The 21,463-nt window shown below is 52.8% G+C and carries 13 protein-coding genes; 1 reads left to right on the forward strand and 12 read right to left on the reverse strand.

Going from position 1 to position 21,463, the window contains the following annotated elements; genetic code table 11:
* Positions 1-27: 27 nt before the first annotated feature.
* The 12 genes from H581_RS0131340 to H581_RS0131395 all read right to left on the reverse strand — a co-directional run bounded on the left by H581_RS0131340 (position 28) and on the right by H581_RS0131395 (position 19,087).
* Entirely contained in the window at positions 28-2,505 is a 2,478-nt protein-coding gene (locus H581_RS0131340) for a family 43 glycosylhydrolase (protein WP_051251505.1), read from the reverse strand.
* 3 nt (positions 2,506-2,508) lie between these two features.
* A complete protein-coding gene (locus H581_RS0131345) occupies positions 2,509-3,345 on the reverse strand; it encodes a carbohydrate ABC transporter permease (RefSeq protein ID WP_029192697.1) in 837 nt (278 codons plus the stop codon).
* A gap of 40 nt (positions 3,346-3,385) precedes the next feature.
* Complete coding sequence (locus H581_RS0131350) at positions 3,386-4,279, reverse strand: carbohydrate ABC transporter permease (protein ID WP_029192698.1); 894 nt, start codon at positions 4,277-4,279, stop codon at positions 3,386-3,388.
* Positions 4,280-4,605: 326 nt separating this feature from the next.
* Positions 4,606-5,664, reverse strand: a complete 1,059-nt coding sequence (locus H581_RS0131355; RefSeq protein WP_029192699.1) for a GntR family transcriptional regulator — start codon at positions 5,662-5,664, stop codon at positions 4,606-4,608.
* 790 nt (positions 5,665-6,454) lie between these two features.
* The gene (locus H581_RS0131360) at positions 6,455-7,831 is read right to left on the reverse strand and encodes an ABC transporter substrate-binding protein (protein WP_084134891.1); all 1,377 of its coding nucleotides are present in this window, start codon (positions 7,829-7,831) and stop codon (positions 6,455-6,457) included.
* Between the two features lie 695 nt (positions 7,832-8,526).
* Positions 8,527-9,549, reverse strand: a complete 1,023-nt coding sequence (locus H581_RS0131365) for a glycoside hydrolase family 43 protein (protein WP_029192701.1) — start codon at positions 9,547-9,549, stop codon at positions 8,527-8,529.
* A 25-nt stretch (positions 9,550-9,574) separates the two neighbouring features.
* Complete coding sequence (locus H581_RS36035) at positions 9,575-11,974, reverse strand: glycoside hydrolase family 2 TIM barrel-domain containing protein (RefSeq protein WP_051251506.1); 2,400 nt, start codon at positions 11,972-11,974, stop codon at positions 9,575-9,577.
* Positions 11,975-12,051: 77 nt separating this feature from the next.
* The gene (locus H581_RS0131375) at positions 12,052-13,638 is read right to left on the reverse strand and encodes an ABC transporter substrate-binding protein (RefSeq protein WP_029192702.1); all 1,587 of its coding nucleotides are present in this window, start codon (positions 13,636-13,638) and stop codon (positions 12,052-12,054) included.
* A gap of 115 nt (positions 13,639-13,753) precedes the next feature.
* Complete coding sequence (locus H581_RS0131380; RefSeq protein WP_029192703.1) at positions 13,754-14,635, reverse strand: carbohydrate ABC transporter permease; 882 nt, start codon at positions 14,633-14,635, stop codon at positions 13,754-13,756.
* 30 nt (positions 14,636-14,665) lie between these two features.
* Complete coding sequence (locus tag H581_RS0131385) at positions 14,666-15,610, reverse strand: ABC transporter permease (protein WP_036720709.1); 945 nt, start codon at positions 15,608-15,610, stop codon at positions 14,666-14,668.
* A gap of 437 nt (positions 15,611-16,047) precedes the next feature.
* Positions 16,048-17,823 carry a sensor histidine kinase gene (locus H581_RS36040; protein WP_051251507.1) on the reverse strand — a complete coding sequence of 592 codons (1,776 nt, stop codon included), beginning with the start codon at positions 17,821-17,823 and terminating at the stop codon, positions 16,048-16,050.
* Positions 17,816-19,087: a response regulator gene (locus H581_RS0131395; protein WP_029192705.1), complete on the reverse strand. Its 1,272-nt coding sequence runs from the start codon at positions 19,085-19,087 to the stop codon at positions 17,816-17,818. The genes H581_RS36040 and H581_RS0131395 overlap by 8 nt, the downstream gene beginning before the upstream one ends.
* 256 nt (positions 19,088-19,343) lie before the next feature.
* Here H581_RS0131395 and H581_RS0131400 point away from each other — a divergent pair, with 256 nt between their 5' ends.
* Positions 19,344-21,071 (forward strand): hypothetical protein, encoded by a 1,728-nt coding sequence (locus tag H581_RS0131400; protein ID WP_029192706.1) that lies wholly within the window; start codon positions 19,344-19,346, stop codon positions 21,069-21,071.
* Positions 21,072-21,463: the final 392 nt, after the last annotated feature.

The following is a 21,463-nucleotide window of genomic DNA, read 5'->3' on the forward strand; positions in this document are numbered from 1 at the left end:
GTTCCCACTCCAGTCCTGTTTCTTCTGCTATTTGTATAGTTTAGTTAACGGCTTGACGGTCATTTGATGAAAGCTCATCATTGACCGTTCGGACTGAATGCCGACCTTGCCGTACAGAAACGGATTTGGATCGGTATAGTCGATTAACGCCGTTTGTTCATCATCCGCGAACACCCTAATGCGGCCGCCTTGTACGACAACCTTGATCGGATAATCGCGTCCCGCCTCCAGGTCCAGCGACTCGCTTGCAAGCAAGATAGAATCATAGTTCATCCGGCTCAGCGTCAACTGCGAGGCGGATAGTCCGACATAATACCCCATCGCCGCGTCTCTCACTTGATCGGGATGATAGGATTCATTCGTCTCGCGTATGAATAGGCCTCCCGTATCGTCTTCGTCATCGAGCCGTACGTTGACCGAGAACTGATAGTCGCTCCAGCGGTCATCGCCCGCGAACAGCCTGTCGTCATCAAAACCGCTGCCCGTGTAGCCGTCATCCCTTTGACTGAACATACCGAATTTCGCTTGAACCGCTTCCTCGTCTAAGAGGACCGATTCTCCCTCCGGCTTCAAAGCTTCGAACAGCTCAAAGGAAAGCAGCTCGGCTGCTCCATCCTTCAGCATCACCCTCAGCTCCTGAAAGCCGGCCGGAATGTCCAATGTTCCGACGCGAAGCTTTGCCCATTCCTGTTCGGCAAAGGCCGGATCGTCTGCTCGTATTGTCGTTTTCACGGCTTTGCCGCCGCCAATCGACCACTCCAGCACGACGTCCTCCTCCGGCTTCCGCAGCGTTAATCCGATCCCGTAAGCGGCATCCGTCCTGGCATTCACTTTATACTTCAACCAATCGCCGCTTGTGCGAAGAGCAACCGAATAGCTGCCGGCCTCCGTCCTGCCGATCGGCACGCCGTCTTCCGCACGATAGTCGCTGCCGCCTTCCGCAGGCTGCCTTATATGAAATCCGCGCTCGGCATCCTTCAAATAATGAACCGCTTCAACCGCGCCCGGCAATGGCTTATAAGCTTCAAAATCGCTGCTGCCGTCCGCATCGTTCGCGAAGGCCGTATACTCGAACACCGAACGCGCGCCGGTTGCCACGTAACCGATCCGTCCGCTTCTTGATGCGCCGGACACCTGCTCTTCCAGCTTCTTCATCCCGTCGAAAAAGACGAGAACGGATGATCCTCGCTGCTCGATGCGTATCGTATGCAGCTTCGAATAATCAAACTCGGCTGGAAGAACCGCTTCCGCCGCAGCCGTTTCCCCGCCTTCTGTTACAGCAATGAGCTCAAGCTTTCCCGAAGCCGGCAGCAGCCGGACTGCCGAATAATTCGATTCGTCAAGGTAGGCGAATACGGCGCTGACCGTGCTGTCCGCCGAAATCGAATCTTCGTAACGCAGATTATATTCCGCGATGAACGTCTCCGCTGTCGGCTCTGTGCTCAGGACCCTATCTTCGGATTGCTCCCACAGCTTCGAGTCGATAGGATCAGACAACCAGCCGTATACGGCCGGCATGACCGGCGCAGGCTGCCCATGCTCATGAGTCGGTCCTAATACAACAAGCTTCTCGCCATTGAAAGCAAGACGGTCAATATTGAGTTCCCGGACCGGCGGGCCTTCCGCGGAATGGCCGACCAAATTGTGATACGTGATATAGTAGGAATCCATATCCGGACCGAGCACCGTAGAGCTGTGGCCCAGACCCTTGAACTCTTCCTTTACGTTGATAATGACCGGATTATTAGCCGGAATCGCATAATCGCCGAACGGACCGTCCTTTGAAACCGCATAGTTGACGCGGTAGCCGCTGCTGAATACATGATTGCCCGTATACGTCATATAATAGAGGCCGTTTCGTTTCCAAATCATCGACCCTTCCGTCCAGTGACCGAGAAACGCATTCGTCGTTACCCCGATATCCATCGTAAATGGGTCGGGCATTTCATGCACGACAATCCCCTGAGTGCCGGCGTTCGTGAAGTACCATTTGCCGTCATCGTCAATAAATACGGAGCCGTCTATCGTATTGCCGAGATTCTCTGTTTTCACCGTGAACGGACCGGTCGGGCTGTCGCTCTGCAGCACATAATGCCCCTGTCCGGCAGGCGATGTATATAAATAGAAGCTTCCGTTCCAATAGAATACTTCCGGGGCATAAGCCCCCGTCGTAATCGGATCCTCCGTCACCAGCCCTTCATAGCTCCAATCAACCAGATTGTCCGAGCTCCACGCTTTAATGCCGGGGCGCCAATCCTTCGTACTGCAATATAAATAATATCTGCCGTTATGCCGCATGATGAAAGGATCGCCAATCCCGTAATCCTCCCATTCCTGCTCCAGCTTGAACGAATTCGTATACACCTTCGCATCCTCCTTCAGCAAGATAACCTCCTTCCCGGCAGGCTCCGTTTCACATGCGCTGACCGACAGCATAATCGATGCTGCCAGAAGAGCGGTAAATGCCCCATTCAGCCGCAGATACCCAAGTTTGCGCGCCCCCATCGCTTACCCCTTCAGTCCGCTGATCGCAAGCGACTCTATGAAATAACGCTGACAGAAGAAAAAGACGAGAATAACCGGAACCATCGAAATAATGGAAGCTGCCATAATAACCGGATAGTTCGACGAGCCCATATATTGCGACTGCATCGATGCGATCAGCACCTGGATCGTTTGTTTCTCCGGCGTATGCAAGTAAATAAGCGGCCCCATAAAATCATTCCATATGCCCATGAAGCTCAGCGCGGCTTGAGCGGCGATCGCCGGCTTCGCTACCGGCAGCGCAATCGTCCAGAAGGTGCGGAAGAAGCCGCTGCCGTCGAGCTTAGCCGCTTCGACCAGCTCCGTCGGCAGGCCGCCCGCAAGGTACTGCCGCAGGAAGAAGACGACAACGATATTGCCGAACAGTCCGGGCACGATAAGCGGCAGCAGGGAATCGACCCAATTAATGGCCGAGAACCCGATAAATTGCGGAATCATAACGACGGAATAAGGAATCATCATCGTCCCGAGCAGGCATAGGAAGATCGTATCCTTAAACGGAAAGTCGATTTTGGCGAATGCATAGGCTGCCATGGTCGATGTGAATAAGCCGATCGCAAGCACGAAGACGACGATGATCGTGCTGTTCATGAAACCGCTGAGCAGCGGCGAATCGTTCCAAGCCGTCACGTAATTTTTGAATGTGGCCGGGTCCGGTATCCATTTTGGCGGAATTTCGAATACGGTCCGTTGATTTTTCAAGGAAGTGGATATCGTCCATACGAACGGCGCCAGCATGATGATCGAGCCGATGCCCAGAATCAGCGACACCCACAGATTAGTTATTCGTTTCTGTTGCATTTGAAATCAAGCTCCCCTCGCTAACGGTAACGGCTAAGACTTAATCGTTATAAACCCAGCGCTTCGACAAGCGGAACTGGATCAGCGTAACGACGAAAATGATAAGGCCGAGAACCCACGCGATTGCGCTGGCATAGCCCATGCTAAAGTACTTGAACGCATTTTCGAAAATATAGAACACGACGGTTGCCGCGCTGTATTCCGGACCGCCGTCCCCTGCCAGCACGTAGATTTGGCTGAACGATTGGAATGCGCCGATCACGCCCATGACGATAACGAAGAAATGAATGTTCGTCAGCAGCGGAATCGTAATTAGCCACAGCTTCTGGAAAGCGTTCGCCCCGTCCACCTCGGCCGCCTCGTAATAAGTCGTCGAGATCGATTGAAGCCCCGCAAGATAAAGCACCATCGTGCCTCCGACGCCGCCCCAGATGCCCATCAGGATCATCGACGGTTTAATCCAGTCCGGGTTCCCCAGCCAATTCGGCCCTTGTATGCCGAACCAATTCCACAGCGATTGATTAAGCAGGCCGAAGTCCTGATTCAATATCCACTGCCACAGCAGCGACACCGCAATAATCGGAGAGATGACCGGCAAGTAATAGATCGTTCTTAGAAAAGAAATCCCTTTGAGCGGCCGGTTCATCATAATGGCCAGCAGAAGCGCAACGATCATGCCGACCGGAATGCCGAGCATCATGAACACCGTATTATAAAGCGATTTGTATACCTTCTCGTCCTGGAACACCTCGATATAATTGTCTAGTCCTACAAACTCCGGAGGAGAGACCAAATCCCAGGAAGTGAAGCTTAGCCAGACGGAGTAGATCAGCGGCGCAACGCCGAAGATGAGAAATCCGAGAGCGGGAGCCGCTACAAACAGATAGGCCCATGCGTATTCCTTGCGGATATAACTAGGTTTGCGTTTTTTCATGCGTACACATCCTCGCGCTAACGATTCGATAGATTAAATAGGTATTTGTTGCATTAGCAGAGAAGCAATTGAAGCTTCGGCTGTATTCCCTCGCCCCTTCCGCAGCCGTCATCTAACCTTCGTATGCTTGGCCGGTATTTTGCACATCGCGATTGACGCCTCCTCTAGTTAAGTGTAAATGAAACCATTACTGTAAGCGCTTTACCTAATAGAAATATTATAAATTATATTGTTATATGTTTATATATTAAATACAGTATAAAAAAACACCATCATGCTCGACTAAGCATCATGGTGTTTTAAATTTTCGCTTATTGTTCCAACGCTCATTTCTTCGTGAACTGAACCGGAATGACGATACGCTGCGGTTCATATTCTCCTTCCAGTTGCGCATGCAGCAGCTCGACGGTCACCTTGCATATTTCATCCTCATTTTGCTGTAAATACGAAACATCCTGGAAATCAGGCCTGTCGAAGCAGACAAGCTCCATCTCATCCGGCACCGATTTTTTCAGCTTCTTCGCCGCGTAATACGTATAATTCGTCAGCTCAACATTGACGATGAAGGCGGCCGTGACGCCCGGACGCTCGCTCATAAAGGCTTCGATAATAGACTGGGCGCTGCCGCCCGATATATCCTCGATTTTCAGAAAGCACCAGAGGTCCTTATTGATTGGAAGCTTTCTGGCCAAATACGCTTTCTCGAAGCCGATGAGCCGCTCCTCCGTAGCCGTGTTCGTAATTTCCGGCGTAATAAGCGCAATCCGCTCATGGCCGCGGTCGAGCAAGTGGGCGATCGCCTCCTCCGTTCCGTTCACATTATCCGAGCTGACGCTGTACGTGCGGATTTCCTTCAGGAAACGGTCGATCAGCACATGCGGGAACTTATCGAGCGACAGCCGCAAAATACTTTCGTTATACCGCTCCTTCTCCGTCGGGAAAATAATGAGGCCCCTTACGCCGGAGGCCACCATCGATTCGATCGCCGCGCTTTCCTCCGTCTGCGATTCCCTCGTAATCCGAACCTGCAGGCTGTAGCCGCTTGCCGTTACGTATTTCTCCACCGAATCGAGTATTTTTTGGTCGACCTTCGTTTTCATGCAGGGCAGGATCAGACCGATCACGCCTCTTCCTCCGAGCGGCACCCCGGCCTCGTGACCGCTCTCGTTCAACTGCCGGACGAACGTCCCTTTCCCTTGGATGCGCACGAGCACTCCCTCATCCGCCAGGCCGATTAACGCATTTTTGCTCGTAATCTGGCTGACCCGGTAGTGCTCAGCCAATTCTTTCTCCGATGGGACGCGGTCTCCCGGGCGAAGCTTGCCAGCTTTGATTTGTCCCAAAATATCGACTTGAATTTGTTTGTACAAGGGATGATTTTTCATGCTGCCTCCCTATTCATATATTAATATATATAAATATACTAAATTAATTCCATTCTGTCAGCAACAATTGTTGGGGCACGTTGGTCGCAGTACGCATCTATGAACCGGAGCGCTTATCGATGGTTTGAAGGGCCAAGAAACTATTTGAAGTTTACCGACTAACTAAGGGTTACTAGGCGTGCGCATATGGATAGGGATGGATGGAGGTGGATGGATGGAGAGGTGGATGGGTGGATGGGGGTGTATCTCTAATTAATGAGGTTGTATCTCTAATTAATGAGCCAAAGCTCATTATTTAGTAGGATCCGGGCTGTTTTTTTCGATTTAGTGAGGCAAACCTCATTCCCCATGAAGGCAGCCTCATGGCGAGTGAGGATTGCCCCACTGTTTCATCCGGGCCCTAAGAGAGACGGCAAACAGAGTGAGGTTTGCCTCACAAATCAGTGAGGTTGCCTCACTGTTTCATGCGTGCTCAAAGATTGGCATAAATAGAGTGAGGTTGGCTCACTAATACGGCCTTTTAGGGGAGCCAGCTCCTATTCGCAATTCTTAACCAAAAAAAACGCGCCGAAAGGCGGATAACCTTCCGGCGCAGCTTTCACTTTACGTTTTACACGCTTTACGCTTTATGTTTTGCGCTTTACGCTTTACGCTTTACCCTTTACCCTTTACGTTTTGCGCTTTACGTTTTCGCTTTACGCTTTACTCTTTACGTTTTGCGCTTTACGTTTTGCGCTTTACGTTTTGCGTTTTACTGCGCTTCACGTTTTACGCGGTTACGCTGCAAGCATTATTTGTTGCCTTTGTCGTAAAGCTCTTGCAGCTTCGGCTGCATTTCCTTCGCCCAATCCGCAGCCGTCATCTTGCCGTCGTATACTTTGCCGGCCTCCTGCCACATCGTGTCGATCCACTTCGTATCTTTCGAGCCGAAGTCAATCGTCGGATGTCCGTAGCCCTCAATGATGTCCAGAAACACCTGACGGTTGGCCGGCGCTTTGTCGTACTCGACGAATTCGCCCTTAGCCATGTCGATCAGATTCGGCACCGCCTGGCCCAGCTCGTAGTTCTGCTTCTGCCCTTCCTGGTCCAGCGCCAAATAAGCCGCTAAATTAAACGCTTCCTGCGCATGCTTCGACTTGCTCGATATCGCGTAGCCCATCGATCCGACCCACGTTCCCGCCTTGCCGGTCGCAGGGTTCACCGGCCATGCCGCAATGTCCCACTCGAACGGCAAATCCCAGAAGCCCGGCTGATCCCACGGCCCCATCGGGAACATGCCCACCTTGCCGGCTACGAACCTGGAATATGCGTTCATCGCTTTCTCGTCCTCCGGCGACGGCGTTACGTTATGCTTCAGGCGCAAATCCGCCACCCATTGCATCGCGCTCGCGAATTCCGGCGTATCGATCGTGATCGTGCCGGTCTTGTAATCGATGAAGTCGCCTCCGCTCGCCCATACCGCGCCTTCTACAGAGAAGTTCGCTCCGCCGTACACGTCGATTTTGCCGTCGCTGTTCTCGTCCTTCGTCAGCTTCTTCGCCGCTTCCAGCCAATCATCCCATGTCCAGCCGCCAACCTCGGCCGGCGGCAGCTCCACGCCCGCTTCCTCGAACATCGTTTTGTTGTACGCCATCGCCCACGGACCTACATCCTTCGGCAGGCCGTACAGATCGCCGGCTCCGACCATCGTTCCGTCGAAACGGTAGCGATCCAGCGCCTGCTTCCATACGTTATCTTCCTGGAACAGCTCCGTCGTCTCCAGGAACGGCTGCAGGCTTTGAATCGTGCCCGCCTCCGCGAATTTAAAAAACTGCGGACCCGACACGTAGAACACGTCCGGCGTTTTGCCCGATGCGACGAGCGTCGACAGCTTCTGGTTGTACTCCGCCGGCGGCACGCTCGTATATTCCACCTTTACGTTCGGATACTTCGATTCGTATGACTTAATCAGCTTCGTGAAGATATCCTTCTCCTGCGGACTGCCGTGGCCCATGAACGAGATCTTCACCTGTTCCTGTGGATCGTTCGCCGCTTTGTCCGGATTATTCGCCGCATTTCCGTTTGTTTCGGCATTCGTTCCGCCGCCGCCCGAGGAGCATGCGGACAACAGCATGCTGACGCACAGGATAAGCGCGAACGCTAATCGTAGTGGCATTTTTTTCATCATTCGTTTAGACGCCTCCCTTTTTTTGATTAACTCCGGATTACTTTAAATCCGATTCATGCAAGCGCTTCCTTTGTTGCTTCCTCATTCTATGATATATTGTTATACATTAAAATACTATATTTAGTATAAAATTATCATCGGCCAACAATCACCCTTAATCCCTTTGAACATTACTCGATGCCGTAAGCCGCTATATTTCTTAATTTATGAGCAATTCATCCCATTTTCCGCATCTGATATCCGCCGTAAGACTTCTATACTAATCTTAGTATATTTTTAAATACTAACATCTTCTAATCATTCGACGCCCAACGAGTCATAACAGTACCTCGTATAAAGCTTAATAACGAGCCGAACATCTTATAATCTCCATGACGATTCGATTTACAAGAAAGGAAGAACAAAATCACAGCATACGGAATGGCTTAAAAAGGGGCTCTGCCACGTTACGCGTGAATTTTTGCCGATGAGATTCGTTAGATTCAGAAACGAACAACTTTATCGGACATAAGTACTCTGCGATACGTTAGCGTTGACCACAACTGAAATATGTCGTAGTACTCGTCCCTTAACCTTGGGAACAAAAAAAAGGGCCTGCTCTCGCAGACCCTTACGGTTTACCGGTTATCGCCTATGCCGCGCTTCAAAACAACGTCTTACGGCTAAACCCGGTTAATAACTTCACGATTCGCTCCTTAATCTGCAGCGTTATCTACTCGGCTTCCATCAAGATCTGTCCTGGCCGCCTTGACCCTGAAGGTAGCACCCGTATCCGTCATCTCATACAGTTTGCACCTGGATTCGGGCATCCGGAAAGGGGAATGCAGGATGAGCATCCAATTTCCTTCGAACGTCTGAAACAGCATGCCATGACCGCTGTCGTCGAACACGAGCGGCTCCAGCTGCTCCCACGGCCCTTCCAGTCTTCCGGATACCGAACGGGCGATCGTCTGCACGTAGCTGCCTTCTTCGTAGGTCGACCATAGCATGACCAGCCGGTTTCCGCTCGTCCGGTATAATTGGCAGCCGTCCGTCACATACGTGGACCTTGCGCTGTCTGGCGAATGTTCCCCGTTGTCCCATGGAGCCTCGGATCCGCTGAACAAATGAACCGGCTCCGAGGCCCGGTCGCTGAGATCTTCCTTCAAACGGACGGCTTCCATTGTACCGTCGGCCGTCTGGATCCATTCATGGCAATACACCATCCAAGGCGTTCCCTCATCGTCGATATGCAAAGTACCGTCGAGCGTCATCAGATGCTCGGGCGGAATCGGCGCATCCTGCTTCACCAATTCGAACGGCCCGTCAAGAGAGTCCGAAACGGCAATGGCAGTTCCGCGCCAATGAAGCCGGTAGCCGCTGCCATGCGCCTCTCCTTCGAGCGGTCTATCGTTATTATGGAGCGTTACGAATAAGTAGTATCGCCCGCCATAGGCATGCACTTCCGGTGCCCAAGCGCCATGCTGCGGATTCGCCCAAACGCCTTCCGGAATGCGGAAGACGACATACGGTCCGTCCCAATCCTCCAGATTCCGGCTTCTGTATGCGAGCACGCCGTAATAGTCCATCCCGTGAAGCTTCGGACTTCCGCCGGTATACAAATAATAAGTGCCGGTGGCTTTGTCGGCAACGACGTACGGATCGTGGGCCGGTATGTCGGCCAGCTTGTATCCGGCGCCCGGATTGGCAATATCGGAGGCGGCATTATAAACGTTCATGGAATCAATCCCTTCGCATTATGAATCAATCGGCTTGAATCGTTACGGCGGCAGCTTCAAACCCTTCCGCTCTCACGGTAACCCGGATCTCCCCTTCCGCGCGGCCCGCTTGAACAAGGGCCAGCGCCAATCCATGAAACGTGCGGCGGGAGCCGGATTTATAACAAGTATGATCCGCGGGGTCCCCGTTGTCGGTCCCGATCAGAGCGCCTGCTCCTTCGACTTCGAAGCTTAACGGGATATCGGCCGTCGGCACCGTTCGCCCTGCCGCATCGACGATGCGGACCGTAAGGTGGCAGACATCCCGGCCGTCCCCCGCGAGCCGCTCCCGGTCGGCCCCGATTTCAATTGCGGCAGGCTCGCCCGTCGTTTCCACGACCGTCTCCACAGCCGCCTGGCCGTCACGCGTATAGCCGATCAGCTTCATTACGCCGGGCTCATAGGGAACATCCCAGACAAGATGCAAATCCGAAGTGGTCACATGAATATATTTCTCCGCGAAGTGAGCCCATTCCTTGCTCATGCCCTGGCGGGGAAATTCATAAGCCTTGATCCCGAACGATTTGCCGTTCACGAACAGCTCGGCCATCGCGCAGTTCGTATAACAAAGCACCGGAATGACGTCGCCTTCCTTCCCCCGCCAATTCCAATGCGGGAACAAATGCGCCATCGGCTTCGCCGTCCATTGGCTTTGGTAGAAGTAATAGCCGTCCTTCGGAAATCCGCAGGTGTCGATGACGCCGAAGCTGGCGTTTTTGTGCGGCCACCTCGTTTCCCCGATATAATCGATGCCCGTCCACATGAAATCCCCCGCCACATACCGGTGCATGCGCGTAAACTTCCACAGCTGCTCGGCCGCAATCATCCGTGTCGGGTACGGCCCCTGCCACCTGTTCGCCTGCTGCCGCTCCAGCGAATAATCCCCCCTGATGCCGCCGATGCCCGGATTCTCGCTGCCGAGCATGATCCGGTCCGGGAACCGGTGGCGGTCGTCCGCGTAATACGTTTCCGTCCGCTCCCGCCAACGGGCTACGTAGTTGTAACCGACCACGTCCAGCTCATCAAGGAACGATTGGTAAGCGGGAATCGGTTCCGCTTCAATATTATCGCAGGCAACCGTAACCGGCCTCGTCGGATCCTCCTTACGGCAGATCTCCGCCAACCGGCGCGCAGCCTGCCACCCGTCCTTCTGACGCTGCTCCGGAATTTCATTGCCGATGCTCCAAATAACGATAGAGGGATGGTTGCGGTCGCGCCGCAGCATCATCGTCAGATCATGCTCGGACCATTGATCGAAATATTCAAAGTAGCCGTGCACATCCCTCTGCCCGTTTTTGAACTTCGTCAGCTTCCACTCATCGAAAGCTTCGTCCATGACCAGGAAGCCCATCCGGTCGCATAAGTCCAGCAGCTCCGGCGCCGGCGGATTATGGCTCATCCGGATGCCGTTGACCCCCATTTCCTTCAGCAGCTCCAGACGCCTCTCCCATACCCGCTCGGGCACCGCCGCCCCGACCGCTCCGCCGTCATGATGCAGGCAAACGCCGTTTATTTTCACCCTTTCGCCGTTTAACAGGAAGCCTTCGTCTTTGTCGAAAACGGCTGTGCGAATGCCAAATGGCGTAACGGTTTCGTCGATGACGATGCCGCCCGATAATAAGCTGGTTCGCAGCGAATACAGCTGCGGCTGCTCCACCGACCAGAGAAACGGCGCCTCAACGCGAATCCGGTCCGTATGCGTCTGGCCGCCGTTTGCGGGGATGAGCACCTCAATCTCGGCGAACCCGGCCGTTGAGCCGTCCGGCGCAAGCACCTCCGACTTCAGCGTCAATCCGGCCGCTTCCGCTCCTCCGTCATTTTGCAGCTCCGTCCTTATTTCGAGCCGAGCATGATCCGGTTCGATATGCGGCGTCGTCACGTATACGCCCCATCGCGCGACATGCAGCGGGCTGCATGACTCAAGCCAGGTATGCCGGTAGATGCCCGATCCCGTGAACCAGCGCGAATTCGGCTGCCGGCTGTTGTCCACGCGCACGGCGATGCAATTGCTCCCCCCGAAGTTCGCATAGGGAGTCAGATCGAATTCAAAGCCGCCGTAGCCGAACGGGCTGCAGCCGAGCCGATGTCCGTTGACCCACGCCTCGCCGTTCATGTAAACGCCGTCGAATTGTACGGTCACTTTACGCCCCGACCATTGCGCTGGAATGTCAAAGGCTTTGCGGTACCAGCCGATGCCCGCTTCCACGTAGCCGCCGTCGCCGCCGGTCGCATGGCTCTCGTTAAAGACGCTCTCGACGCTCCAATCATGCGGGAGGTTCAACTCGCGCCAGCCACGGTCATCGAAGGACGGCTGCTCCGCCCCTTCGCATTCCCCTTTGTGAAACCGCCAATCCCAATCGAATGTTTCCCGTATCCGCACGCTCATCCCTTTGTTCCTCCCTATGCAAAAGTTAGATCAAAGGGCCTTCTCACAGTTAGAGAAGACCCCTTGCTTATAGTTGATTATTGTTTAGCCAAAAAAGCTTCAAGCTGGCTTTTCAACTCCGCTTCCACTTTGGCAAGGCCTGCCTTATCGGCTTGGGAACGCCATTCCTTGATCGTTCCTTCTACGTCGGCTACCATGCCGAGAGAAATCATCGCGCGGTATTTCGTCCTGAGCGTTGCCAGCGCGGCCATCTCATTCTTGACGTTGGATTCGTCGAACACGAACGTCTCCGTCTTCGGATGGACAACCTTTGTCTTCCAGATCGCGTCTAACTCCGCCTCGGCCGGAAAAGCTCCTTCCTTTGTTCTTTTAAACGCGGAATTGTTAAAGCCCCATTGCCCGTTGGCCCCGCCGCCGAAACGATCGTACTCCGGCCCTTCCTTCCAAAGCATGTCGTCAATCGGCTCCCAATGCTTGCCTTTGATGCCGAACTGAAGAATCTCGTAAGCCTCGCGGGTATTTTTGATGTAATCCAGCACCATAAAGGCACGTTCCTGGTTTTTGGAATTAGCCGGCACCGCCATGCCGTCCGCCGTGTATAAGCCCAGGCGCTTAATGCTGTTTGGAATGACGTCATACACCTCCGGCTTCCAATCCGGATGATCCGCCGTGACTTTGGCTGCCGAAGCCGATACCGTGCCCGCGTTCCAGATTAGCGTTGCTGAAGTGCCGTTCTCGAATGCGTCCCGCGGCTGCGTCTTGTTGGAGATTGCGTTTTTGGTCCAAAAGCCTTTATCCGCCCACTCCTTCATTTCCTTAGCGAACGCGATATAGGACGTCGAGTCGTATTTGTACTCGATTTTGTCGATCGTCAAGCTGTCGTGATCTTCCCATCGGTATTGATAATCCGGTCCGACATTGATCATATTGATTTCCTGCTCCTGCATGAGAATACGGAAGCTCTCGTTATCCTGGGAGGCGGCGTACGGGATAATGCCCGCGCCTTTCTCGTTCGCCGCGACCGCATCCAGATAAGCGCGCAAGTCATCCACCGAAGCAAGCGGCTCCAGGCCGTATTTCTCGCGCAGGTCCCCGCGGATCAGAACCGCCTGCTCCCCGTTGAAGGCTGCCGAGTTTTTCGGCACGAAATAAAGCTTCCCGTTGATTTTGCCCTGCTCGAAGGAAACCGGATCCTGCGACGCCTTGGTCAGAGGCATATACTTCGTCAAGAGATCGTCCGTCACTTCGACGAAAGCCCCTTTGGTCGCTTCCTGCGCGTACTTCGCCCAGTCCGACGTATAGATCAGATCAATAGGCTCGCCCGAGGACAAAATGAGTGAATACTTCTGCTCCCAATCGCTCCACGGCAAATATTCAATAGCTATCGTTGCGTTCAGCTCCTGCTTCAGCAGCTTGTTCAATTCCGCGAGCATCGCGTCCAGATCGGTCGGCGTATCGCCGAGCAGCACCATTTTCAGCTCGGTCTCCTTCAGCTCCGGGGCGCTGTCCTCTTTTTCTTGATTCGTGCCCGTGTCAGTTCCCGTGTTAGCTCCCGTATTCCCGTTATTCGTTTCATTGGCATTACCGCCGCTGCAAGCGGCAAGCATGACGGCAATCATCACGAATGCCAGCGTGAACAGACCTAACCTTCTCATCCCTCTCATGCAGAACCCTCCCTGGTTATAATGGCAAGCGTTATATATGGCAACCGGATAGCTCAAAACGTCTAGCGCCACGCACGAACCGTTAGCGGCTTGGCGTTTCGCGATGAAACCGGGGTCACCCTTTGACGGAGCCGATCGTTAAGCCTTTGACGAAATACCGCTGCACGAACGGGTAGAGGAAAATGATCGGTCCCGTAACGATGACCGTTAACGCCATTTTCATCGATTCCACCGGCAGTGTCGGCACCACGATACCGGCCTTGTCCATCACGCTGCGCAGCGCCTGCACGCTTCCGACCAGCTTGTAGAGGAAGTACTGGAGCGTGTACAGCCGCTCATCCGTAATGAACAACAAGCTTGCGAACCAGTCGTTCCAGTACATCAGGGCGGTGAACAGCCCGATCGTGGCGACCACCGGCTTGGATACCGGCAAAATAATCGATAGGAAAATCCGGAAGTCGCCTGCGCCGTCTATTTTGGCCGATTCGGTAATTTCAAAAGGAATACCCCTCATAAAGCCCTTCACGATCAAAATGTTCCATACCGAAATGAGCGAGGGGATAAACAGCGACCATAACGTGTTTTTGAGGCCCAAATACTGCACGCACAAAATATACCAGGGCACCAGACCGCCGTTAAACAGCGTCGTAAAGAACAAATAAAACGAAATTTTATTCCTCCACTTAAAATCCTTGCGCTGCAGCACGTAGCCGGTCATCGTGCAAATGAACACCGAGATGGCCGTGCCGAGCACCGTCACGAGAATCGTTACGCCGTAAGCGTTCACGATCGCCGTCGGATTTTGCAGCGAGAGCCTGTACCCTTCGAAGGATATATCCTGCGGGAACAGCGTGTATCCGTTGCGGATAATGAACGACTCGCTCGTCACGGAAGAGGAAATAACGAGAATGAACGGGATCAAACACAACAGGCTGAACAAAATGACCGCCGCGTAACCGAAAATATTAAACCATATCCGATCCAATGTCAGTTTCATGCCAATTCCCTCCTCGCCTCGGATGCCGTCTTAAAATAAGGCATAATCGTCCTGCACCTTCTTCACCAGCCAATTGGCAACCATGATCAGCGCAAAACACATGACCGACTGGTAGAAGCCTACGGCGGCCGCCATGCCGATCTCCGACGTCTGCGTCAGCGCGCGGTATACGAACGTATCGATAATATCGGTTTGGTCCCTCAGCATGCCGTTATCGCCGATCAATTGGTAGAACAGGCCGAAGTCGCCTCTGAAAATACCGCCGATCGCAAGCAGCGTAAGGATGACGACGGTCGGGATAATGCTCGGCAGCGTAATATGGCGGATTCTCTGGAAAATGTTCGCTCCGTCGATCTCTGCCGCTTCATACATTTCGGTATCAATCGATACGATGGCCGCCAAATAGATGACCATGCCGTAGCCGACGCCCTTCCATGCATTGAATAATACGAGAATCAACGGCCAATAGGACGGCGTATTGTAGATATCCAGCGGATCGGCTCCGAACGCCCCAAGCACGCTGTTCAGAGCGCCATGCTCGAAGTTGAACAGATTGTACGCGATCGATCCTACGATCACCCAGGATATAAAGTACGGCAGGAACATGAGCGACTGCGTTACTTTTTTGAAGTATTTCCCCGCCAGTTCGCTGAGGAAGATCGCCAATCCGATCTGCATGACCGTATTGACCGCAATAAACATCGCGTTATAGAGCAGCGTATTTTTGGTCACGATCCAGGCCTGACCGGATATGAACAAAAACTTGAAATTTTCGAACCCGACCCAAGGGCTTCCGAATATGCCTTCGGCGTAACGGAACTGCTTGAACGCCAGTATAATGCCCCCCATCGGAAGGTAAGCAAAAACAAAAACATGCAGCACGGCCGGAAGAACCATCAGAATCAACACTTTATTTTTAGTAAGCTCCCGCCAAAACCCGTTTCTCCGCTTATTAAGCGCTTCCAATTGTGCCATCCCGTATCCTCCCTTCGCAGGTATATATTTTCTGTAGATCAAGATTACCAAACCCGCCTGGACCGGGATACCGTAATGTTTTTTGATGTAGGGTAATATTTTATGGTGATTCGCTGGCCGCAAAAGAAAAGGAGCTGCTTCGGCCAAAACACGCTGATCTCATGAGATCAGATCTGCAAATTAGATCTAATCTATCCAAATGAGCAAAATAACCATAATTAGATCTAAAATTTAGATCTGTTGTCCCCCTAACCACTCATTCAGTCATTATCAAGCCGATCTCATGAGATCAGATCTACAAATTAGATCTAATCTGCCAAATGAGCAAAATAACCATAATTAGATCTAAAATTTAGATCTGTCGTTCAAACAACCTCTAACTTCGGCTAATAACACGCCGATCTACAAAACGAGCTCAAATGGCGCCGCTCCCGCCTTTACGCCGGAAATGCGATCAATACCCGCGTCCCTTCTCCCTCCGTGCTGCTGAATTCCAGACGGAACGAATCGCCGTAAACCAACCGCAGGCGTTCCCGGATATTGCGTATCGCGTAATGGCTGCCCCGTTCGCTGATCGGGCTTCCGCTGATAATGTTCCGCAGCCGGTCCTGCGGCATGCCTGCTCCGTTATCCTCGATGACAAGCATCGCCTCCCGCTGCTCGAGCCAGCCGCGAATCGTAATGACGCCGCCTTTTTCCGGCTTTTCGAGCAGACCGTGCAAAATCGCGTTCTCTACGAGCGGCTGCAGCGTTATTTTGGGAATCGTATGGCGAAGCAGCTCGGGATCGACCTCGATCCGCAGCTCTATCCCGTTGCGAAAACGTATATTTTGGATTTGGACATAAGAGGAGATGTGCCGAAGCTCATAATCAAGCGTCGAAATATCCCTCCCTTTGTTCAGGCTGAATTTATAGAAATTAGCCAGCGCCAGCGTGACGGAACGAATTTCCTGCACCTTGTTTTTCTGGCTGAGCCAGTTAATTAAATCGAGCGTGTTGTATAGAAAATGCGGATTGATCTGCGACTGCAGCGCTTTAAGCTCCGCACTCTTCAGATCCTGCCCCGTCTGGTACTGCTCCTGCACAAGCGATGCGATGCGTCTCAGCATGAAGTTGTAATTTTCGATCAGCTCGCCGATTTCGTCTTTATCCTTGTTAGGAATGATTGAATTTAAATCGCCGTCCTGCACCCGTTTCATTCGCATCACCAAGCGGGATACCCGCCTCGTAATCGAAACGGAAATATAATAGGCGCAAGCGTAAGCTACGGTGACAAGCAGCATCGCTTGGATGAAAAACTGCAGGCGAAGACGGTTCACCTCGCTCACGATCGAGCTCTCCGGTATAACCGTCGTCATACGCCAATCCGTGCCCGGAACCTCCTTCGCCATATAAAAAATCGGCTTGCCCGCAAGCGTCGCCCGAAGCAGGCCGTCATTCTCCGTTTCGGCCGTCAGACTGCCGGGCCATGCCTCGAATGCGGCCCCGGAGCCCGGCAAACGGGTAGAGCCCGCCACAAGCTCTCCTCTCCCGGTAAGCAGGAAGCTGTAGCTTTCCTTGACGGAGTTGGCGCTCGACAATATGCGCTCCAGATTGGACTGATGAACATCGACGAGCAGCAAGCCGATCATGTCAGGGTAATTAATATTGTTGACGATTTTCCGCGCGATCGTGACGAATGGCTTGTCCGTTCCACTCTGAAAATAACTGGAAGGCAGACCGACGGCCTTATCCTTGCTCGCCATCAAACGCTGATACCATTCCGTTGTCAGAGCCTGCTTCATGTTAAACAGGTTTCTTCCTTCTTCCGAATAGACGAGACCGTCCTGAACAAACAGCCTGACGTTCGAAATGTCCTCTTTGTCTTTGAACGAGCTCAGGTACCGGACCATATCGGACATGTCGGTCACCTGTTCCAGCAGCGGGTAATCGGATTTCGATTTGGACAAAACCTCATTCACGCGCTTGTCCGTCGCAATCAGATCGGAAGCGCTTATGATTTTGTAGAGCTTATAGGACAGATAGGAATGCGTCTGGTTAAAGCTTTGGACGGCCGAGTAGGTTGCTTTCTCATGCATCAGCTCGGATATTTTGCTGAACGAATACAGCGATACCGTCATTAACGGGATAATGATGAGCAGGGAATAGGAGAGCAGCAGCTTCCTTTTGAGCGACAGATTTTGCAGCAGCCGGATAATGGCGCGGTTAATCATATTGCTTCATTTCCCTGTATTCATTGGGCGTCAGGCCCGTCTGCTTCTTGAACAGCTTCGTGAAATAGTTGCTGTCGCCATAGCCTACTCTAGCCGCCACGTCCTTTACTTTGATCCGGTTGTCCTTCATCAGCTGTTTGGCCTTGTCCACGCGAATTTGGGCAATGTATTGATTAATGGTGGCATTCGTCTCTTCTTTGAAAATCACGCAAATATAAGACGGAGTCAAATACATGTGATCGGCGATCCGCTGCAAGGACAGCCCTTCATCGTCGAAGTTTTTCTCAATGTAAGCGACAATTTCGGCTACGGCTGGGTTTTTCTTCGCTTTAGCCGCTTGTGTATGCGCTTCCCATTCCTCCTGCGCGCTTATCCGTAATTTCCGCGGCCCGCCTCCTTCCGGCTCCTCCGCCGACAAGTTGGCGAGCGCGGAGCGGAAGGATTCCCTGACATGGCCGATTCCGCTTACCTTTATTCCAATGGAGATTTGAATAGAACCCGATCGGTTCAGCGTTTCGTGAAGTCTCGCAGACGTATCTGCCAGCATGGGCATGCTTTTTCCATCCAGGCAGCAATGGACAACGACGTATTCATCGTCCTTCACGGCGGCAATCGCCAAGTAGCCTTCGCGGTTCAATTGGCGGGCAGCCGCATGCATAACGGACCGAAACAGCAGGGCAGCACCGCCGTCTTCCTGCCCGCCGGGGAAGCCCGGCTTAAGAACCACTGTCGCGAAGTCCGCCTCAACCGGCAAATCGGCGTAAACGAGGCGGGCGCATTCCGCCAAGCTTTCGGAAGGAGCCGTCCGGCTGACCAGCTGGAGAGCGAGGTCATGCTTTAATACAGGCAGGCTCGTATGCAGCTGCTGCTTCATTTCGTCGAGCTTCCGCTCTTCATTGGATAGCCGGACCGTCTTCTCGATTGCGGCTTGCAGCTCGTTCAAATCGATCGGCTTCTCCACGTAAGCGGTTGCAGAAAGCTGAATGGCAGCCTTCATATATTCTTTATCCGTATAGCCGCTCATAAAAATAATATGGCATCTCGGGTATTTCTCGCGGACTTGACTCGCCAGCTCCGTACCGTTCATTCTTGGCATGCGAACGTCGGTCAGAAGAATGTCAGGCTTCATTTTGCCCGCAGCCTCCAGCGCATTTACGCCGTCATCAGCCTGATCCACTTGCTCGATGCCTATGCTCTTCCAGGGAATCCCCTCTATGATGCCTTCTCTCGTATACCATTCATCGTCGACAAGCAGCAGCCTCATTTCCCATCCCACCCCTTGCTCACTCATTCGTAAAAATATTATATGATGAATGTTCCTACTAATCTATATGAGTTGAGCGATTGATTTACATCAGCTGTTACCGCAGCGAGAGCAAATCATGCTTACGATCGCCGTTCCAGCCAAATGGTCTGAATAGGAAAACCAGCGAATCAGAATTATATCCTCTACTTCCAAGACGTCTGTTCTTCTATGATGAATGTAAGAAAGCATTTCAAATTTGATAGGCGGTGTATACATGATACGCGATAACCTATGCCAACTGACGAACGTTCGAGCCGCGTGCAAGGATGCGTCGATTCGCATGACCGGCTTCGCCGGGTGGCAGGCTGAAATTGAATTTGGCTTCGATGACGTCACGCCGGACGTGACTCTTCATTTCGGCCCTCTTGATTTGCAGGCCTACCAGGGTCTTACGATAGGGGTGGAAAACCTCGGCGCGAAGCCGCTCAAGCTTTACGCTATGCTGAATAACAATTTCTGGAATCATGGCTTTACGGCCGTGGCGCCGGGCGAAACCGGCCCGCTGACCGTCCTGTTTATCCGCCCCCGGCAATCGCGGGAAATGGACGGTTATTTCAAAGGGATGAACGGCTTGCCGGACGGCTCCATGGTGCTGTGGAATCCGATAGACCCGTCGGAGATTCATTCGCTTCGATTGTACGTCATGAAACCGCGGGAGAGTCAGGCCATTCGCATACACGGTATATCACCTTATCAATTGCTGCAGCCCCTTTCCAAAGAGCGGCTTGATAACGGCTACTTCCCGTTTATCGATGAATACGGACAGTTTATTCATAAGGACTGGCCCGGGAAATCGGAATCGGATGCCGATCTGATTCGCCGGCGGGAGCAAGAAGCTTTATCCTTGAAGACTCATCCCGGGGCTGAGGAGTGGAGCCGGTACGGAGGGTGGCTTGCCGGCCCGCGCCTGGATGCAACGGGGCATTTTCGGGTGGAGAAGGTAGACGGAAAATGGTGGTTTATCGATCCTGAGGGACATTTATTCTGGTCGCATGGCGTCTGCTGCGTCCGGTTCGATCAGAAGACGGCCATCGAAGGACGCGAGCATTATTTCCGGAGGATCCCCGAGATGCAGGATTTCCGCATGGAAAACCTGAGGCGGAAATACGGCGAGGATTGGAAGAACCGCTCGCGCTCGCTTGCCCATGCAAGGCTGCGGAGCTGGGGCCTCAACACGCTGGCGAATCATTCCCAGGAGGACATTTACGACATGCGGCAAACGCCTTACACCATATGGCTGGAAACAAGGTCATGGCTGAAGCGCAAATTCCCGGACGTCGGCAATCCGATTTGGCGGCAGCAGCTGCGTGACCGGCTTCATGAGCTTGGAGCGAAAGTAAACGACGACCCCTGGTGCCTGGGCGTATTTGTCGACAATGAAATTCACGGCTCGACGGATCCCGTGCTGTGGGAAACCTACTTTCAGCTCGTAAGCGCCGCCGTTAAAGAGGCGATGCCCTCGAAGCTGTACTTGGGCTGCAGGCTGGATCACCACCGCTATCCCCATGAAGGCGCGGAGGCCGATGCGATCGTGCGGCTGTCGGCCAAATACTGCGACGTGGTCAGCTTCAACTTTTATAAATATTCGTTGAAGGACTTTGTATGGCTGGACGGCGCGGAAGATAAGCCCGCGCTGATCGGTGAGTTCCATATCGGCGCCCCCGACCGCGGGCTTCCCCACACCGGCCTCAAGGGCGCCGTCGATCAGGAGCATCGCGCGGAAGCTTACAAGGAATACGTGTTAAGCAGTCTCGTCAATCCCCATCTCATCGGAACGCACTGGTTCCAGTACTCCGATCAGCTATATACCGGCCGTTTTGACGGTGAAAACTATCAGATCGGTTTCGTAGACATTTGCGACCGGCCCTACCCGGAGCTGGTTGACGCCTGCCGCTCCGTCGGATACGGCATGTATGCTTATCGGTATGGAGCAGGGGATTAAGCCGGATTACAAGGAAAAAAACGGGCAAAACCAGATTCGGTTTCTGGTTTTTGCTCGTTTTTTAATGTGTTGCGGCACGGGAACAAAATGGTTTGCCCCCTGCCTGGTGCGCTTCATCCTAGAGCGTGGAATCTTGATTTAATATACTGTATTTAGTATAAATTTATTGATCATCTACGGGCGGCTTGCTTATGCTGGTAATCCTTATTGACCAATCGCAGTAACTTTCTTGATATATGGGCACACGGTCACATTTTTCACCTCTATAAACGAAAATAAGTTTTCTATACTAACTTTAGTATATATTTAAATACTAACATCCGATATAATCCGTTTCGAAGCGCTTACATTATGATGGGAGGAGCTGATTTCGCGAACTGCCGCATATCGCC

Source organism: Paenibacillus harenae DSM 16969 (assembly GCF_000422465.1).
GTDB classification, from domain to species: Bacteria; Bacillota; Bacilli; order Paenibacillales; family Paenibacillaceae; genus Pristimantibacillus; species Pristimantibacillus harenae.

Bases quoted from the DNA above. Each gene is read 5' to 3' on its own strand.
- H581_RS0131340 (WP_051251505.1), bottom strand. From the start codon at position 2,505: ATGGGGGCGCGCAAACTTGGGTATCTGCGGCTGAATGGGGCATTTACC.
- H581_RS0131345 (WP_029192697.1), bottom strand. From the start codon at position 3,345: ATGCAACAGAAACGAATAACTAATCTGTGGGTGTCGCTGATTCTGGGC.
- H581_RS0131350 (WP_029192698.1), bottom strand. From the start codon at position 4,279: ATGAAAAAACGCAAACCTAGTTATATCCGCAAGGAATACGCATGGGCC.
- H581_RS0131355 (WP_029192699.1), bottom strand. From the start codon at position 5,664: ATGAAAAATCATCCCTTGTACAAACAAATTCAAGTCGATATTTTGGGA.
- H581_RS0131360 (WP_084134891.1), bottom strand. From the start codon at position 7,831: ATGATGAAAAAAATGCCACTACGATTAGCGTTCGCGCTTATCCTGTGC.
- H581_RS0131365 (WP_029192701.1), bottom strand. From the start codon at position 9,549: ATGAACGTTTATAATGCCGCCTCCGATATTGCCAATCCGGGCGCCGGA.
- H581_RS36035 (WP_051251506.1), bottom strand. From the start codon at position 11,974: ATGAGCGTGCGGATACGGGAAACATTCGATTGGGATTGGCGGTTTCAC.
- H581_RS0131375 (WP_029192702.1), bottom strand. From the start codon at position 13,638: ATGAGAGGGATGAGAAGGTTAGGTCTGTTCACGCTGGCATTCGTGATG.
- H581_RS0131380 (WP_029192703.1), bottom strand. From the start codon at position 14,635: ATGAAACTGACATTGGATCGGATATGGTTTAATATTTTCGGTTACGCG.
- H581_RS0131385 (WP_036720709.1), bottom strand. From the start codon at position 15,610: ATGGCACAATTGGAAGCGCTTAATAAGCGGAGAAACGGGTTTTGGCGG.
- H581_RS36040 (WP_051251507.1), bottom strand. From the start codon at position 17,823: ATGATTAACCGCGCCATTATCCGGCTGCTGCAAAATCTGTCGCTCAAA.
- H581_RS0131395 (WP_029192705.1), bottom strand. From the start codon at position 19,087: ATGAGGCTGCTGCTTGTCGACGATGAATGGTATACGAGAGAAGGCATC.
- H581_RS0131400 (WP_029192706.1), top strand. From the start codon at position 19,344: ATGATACGCGATAACCTATGCCAACTGACGAACGTTCGAGCCGCGTGC.